The organism is Pseudomonadota bacterium, from assembly GCA_016927275.1.
Taxonomy (GTDB): Bacteria; UBA10199; UBA10199; order 2-02-FULL-44-16; family JAAZCA01; genus JAFGMW01.
Map to the genome: position 1 here is coordinate 1 of JAFGMW010000039.1, position 3729 is coordinate 3729.

Sequence of the window (3729 nt, forward strand, 5' to 3'; positions counted from 1 at the left end):
AAATTCCAAATCCCAAGCACCAATTACCAAATAAGCACCAATTACCAGGCACCAAATTCCAAACAAAACCATTTGATCATTGGGATTTGGTGCTGGGAATTTATTTGGAATTCGGAATTTGGTGCTTGGAATTTGTCGAAGGGAATGATCCGATGACAGCCTGCCTGCCGGTAGGCAGGGACCCGAAGCCAATCTCGTCTGATAATCTATGCAGTAAGCAGCCTCAATGCCTCGGAGTATTTCTCGGCGGTCTTGGCGACCACGTCGGGGGGCAGCTCCGGCGCGGGCGGGGTCTTGTCCCAGCCGCTCGCCACGAGCCAGTCGCGCACGTACTGCTTGTCGAACGACGGCTGGGCGCGGCCCGGCGCGTAGCCCGCCACGGGCCAGAAGCGCGAAGAATCGGGGGTGAGGACCTCGTCTATGAGTATGATCTCGTCGCCCTGCATGCCGAACTCGAACTTCGTGTCCGCGATTATGATCCCGCGCTCGCGAGCGTAGGCCGCAGACTCCTCGTAGATGCGGACGGAGATGTCGCGGACGCGTCCGGCCACATCGTCGCCCATCATCTCCGCAGCCCGCTCAAAGGAGATGTTCTCGTCGTGGAGCCCTATCTCCGCTTTGGTCGACGGCGTGAAGATGGTCTTCGGGAGTTTTTCCGACTCGCGCATCCCCGCGGGGAGCGAAACGCCGCAGATCGAGCCCGTCTTTCTGTAGTCGCTCCAGCCGGAGCCGGATATGTAGCCGCGCACTATCGCCTCGACCGGAAGCGGCCTGGCCTTCTTCACCACCATGGCGCGCTCGCCGAGCCTGGCCAGCCATTCCCTGTCCTTCACGACGTCGGCCACCGTGCGAGCGCTGATCTGGTTCGGCACGATCCCCTCGGTGCGCTTGAACCAGAACCGCGACATCCTCGTGAGTATCTCGCCCTTGCGCGGGATGGGCGTGGGCAGCACCACGTCGAAGGTGGAGATGCGGTCGGTCGCCACTATCAGCAGCTCATCGCCCAGGTCGTAGATATCGCGCACCTTGCCGCGCGCCTTGAGCTTGAGGCCCGGGATTTCGGTCATTGCGAGCACATCCGTCATGTCTTTCTCCTTAACGTTTGCGCGCCATGAGGGATTCGAACCCCCGACCCCCTGGTCCGAAGCCAGGTGCTCTGATCCGCTGAGCTAATGGCGCATCGTCAATCCCTGCTTCCGTGGGTGGCTGTCACCGTGGTCGCGATCCCTCCACGAACGTTGAATTGCGCGGCCACCTCCATCCACCTCGGCGCGACCTTGGCCACGATGTCATTCAGGATCCTGTTGGTCACCGCCTCGTGATAGGCCCCCTCGTCGCGGTAGCTCCAGAGGTAGAGCTTGAGCGATTTGAGCTCCACGCAGAGCTCATCAGGCACGTAGCGGATGTTGATCCGCGCGAAATCGGGCTGCCCTGTCATGGGGCACAGGCAGGTGAACTCCGGGCAGTCGATCGCGATCTCGTAGCCCCGCTCGGGGTTGGGATTGGGAAATGTCGCGAGCTCCTTTGACGGCTTGGCGGGCATAGGCGGTGTATATAGCTCAAAGAAATCATAATCCAAGCGGAAATAAAAGGCCGGCCGCCTGCGCAGCCCGTTACGAATCTTGGGTCCCGGGTCCCGGCTTCCTGGTCCCGGGTCCCGGGTCCCGGCTCTCTATCTGCCTCGCCTTGACCCCCGCCTCCTTGAGGAGCTTCAGAGGGACCTCGGCTATTGTGTACGCCCTGTCGTAGACGACCTCGGCCAGCCCGGAGTTGATGATCATCTTCGTGCATATCAGGCACGGCGAATAGGTTGTGTATATGGTGCCCCCCTTGATGGAGACGCCGTGGTAGGCCGCTTGGACGATGGCGTTCTCCTCCGCGTGCGAGCAGAGGCACTCGTCGAGGTTTTCCCCCGACGCGCCGAAGCTGTTGCAGCGGGGGCATCCCCCCTCGTTGCAGTTCTTTATGCCGCGCGGGGTGCCGTTGTAGCCCGTGGATATTATGCGCCTGTCGCGCACGATCACCGCCGCGATCTTTCGCTTGATGCAGTTGCCGCGCAGCGCCACCACGCGCGCGATGTCCATGAAGTACTCGTCCCACGAAGGCCGGCCGCTCGATGCGGCCATGGACTTCATGGTCCTTCTGATCTCCCCCTTCAGATCCTCCACCGTGCCGTCGTTCCTGATCACGGCGTCGGCGAGCTCAGCCGTGAGGTCGAGCTGCTGCGTCGTGGGGTCGGGCGTGCGCGACTCGCGCGCCTCGTACTCCAGGAACTGCTCGAAGGTCGCGGGATCGCTCTCGCGGCCGCGCCCCTTCATCCTCTCGAAGCGCACCCTGGGGTCGGCCTCCACCGAGACCAGGCGGAAGTCCCGCCTGCGGCGCAGGACCTCGACCTCGACCGGGTTCCTTATGGAATCGACGATGGCGTGCGCCTCGGGCGACAGCTTGGCGAGCGTGCGCTCGGCCAGCGCCCCCGCCCCGTGGGCCTGGCGCATCTCGTTGCCGATCGCGATGAGCGCCTCGCGGGTGACCTTCTTGCCGCGCGCGGCGAGCTCCTCGCGGAGGATGTCGGAGAGGGAGTGGTACTCGTAGCCGCTCTCCTTGAGGAAGCCGGCCACCTCCCCCTTGCCGGAGCAATTTCTGCCTGTGAGGCCGATTATCATCAGGCGGCCGATCTAACAAAAAGTCAGAGGTTCGGCAACGGGTTTAGTGACGGGGCACAATGGACCCTGGCTCCCGATCCCTGATCCCCGATCCCGCCCCCTTGACATCCCCGCCGGCTGACCTAATATCCCCGGCCGATGATCCGCGTAGAACAGCTCAGGAAGCGCTTCGGCGAGGTCCGGGCCCTGGACGGCATAAGCTTCGAGGTCTCGCGCGGCGAGGTCGTGGGGCTGCTCGGCCCCAACGGCGCGGGCAAGACCACCGCCATGCGCGTCGTCACCGGCTTTCTCAGGCCGGACAGCGGAAGCGCCACGGTGGACGGCATGCCCGTGTCAGGGGATTCGATAGAGGCGCGGCGCCGGATCGGTTATCTTCCCGAGAACGCGCCGCTCTACTCCGACATGGATGTGGTGGAGCACCTCGACTACATAGGGCGGCTCAGGGGCATGGGCAAGGCCGAGCGAAGAAACGGCGTGGAGGAGATGGTCTCGGTCTGCGGCCTCGCCCCTGTCGCCGCCAGGGGCGTGGGCGGTCTCTCCAAGGGCTTCCGCCAGCGCGTGGGGCTCGCGGCCGCCATGCTGCACAGGCCCGAGATCATCATACTCGACGAGCCCACCTCGGGCCTCGACCCCAACCAGATCGCGGAGATAAGAAACCTCATCAGGGAGATGGGGCGCGAACGCACCGTGGTGCTCTCCACGCACATAATGCAGGAGGTGGAGGCGACCTGCTCGCGCGCCATCATCATAAACGAGGGCATCATCGCAGGCCAGGGGACGATAGAGGAGCTGAGGGGCAAAAGCCCGCAGCGGTCCCGCTACACGATCGCAGCGCGCGCCGGCAGGGAGCGCATCGCAGCGGAGCTTTCGAAGCTGGCCGGCATCTCTTTGGAAGAATGGCTCTCCGACCCGTCGGATGAGAACCAGAGGTTGACTCTCAGGGGGGACGACGCGGGGGACCGGGCCGAGGAGATATTCCGCTGGGCAGCGGACAACGGCATAATGCTGTCCGAGCTCGCCAGGAGCAGCAACTCGCTGGAGCAGGTGTTTCGGGAGCTGACGCAAA

The 3729-nt window shown here is 63.7% G+C and carries 4 protein-coding genes and 1 tRNA gene; 1 reads left to right on the top strand and 4 read right to left on the bottom strand.

The genetic code is table 11. The annotated features are described in order from the left end of the window. Nucleotides 1-206: 206 nt before the first annotated feature. From JXA24_02680 to JXA24_02695, 4 genes are all read right to left on the bottom strand, one after another. Nucleotides 207-1085 (bottom strand): phosphoribosylaminoimidazolesuccinocarboxamide synthase, encoded by an 879-nt coding sequence (locus JXA24_02680; protein MBN1282664.1) that lies wholly within the window; start codon nucleotides 1083-1085, stop codon nucleotides 207-209. A gap of 20 nt (nucleotides 1086-1105) precedes the next feature. Next, nucleotides 1106-1179 (bottom strand) — tRNA-Arg (locus tag JXA24_02685). 4 nt (nucleotides 1180-1183) lie between these two features. Then, entirely contained in the window at nucleotides 1184-1543 is a 360-nt protein-coding gene (gene queF, locus JXA24_02690) for an NADPH-dependent 7-cyano-7-deazaguanine reductase QueF (GenBank protein ID MBN1282665.1), read from the bottom strand. A gap of 70 nt (nucleotides 1544-1613) precedes the next feature. Continuing rightward, nucleotides 1614-2663 carry an AAA family ATPase gene (locus JXA24_02695; protein ID MBN1282666.1) on the bottom strand — a complete coding sequence of 350 codons (1050 nt, stop codon included), beginning with the start codon at nucleotides 2661-2663 and terminating at the stop codon, nucleotides 1614-1616. 138 nt (nucleotides 2664-2801) lie between these two features. On the opposite strand from JXA24_02695, the gene JXA24_02700 reads away from it, so the two are divergent. Then, nucleotides 2802-3729: ATP-binding cassette domain-containing protein (locus JXA24_02700; GenBank protein MBN1282667.1), on the top strand; the 928-nt coding region annotated here is incomplete at its 3' end.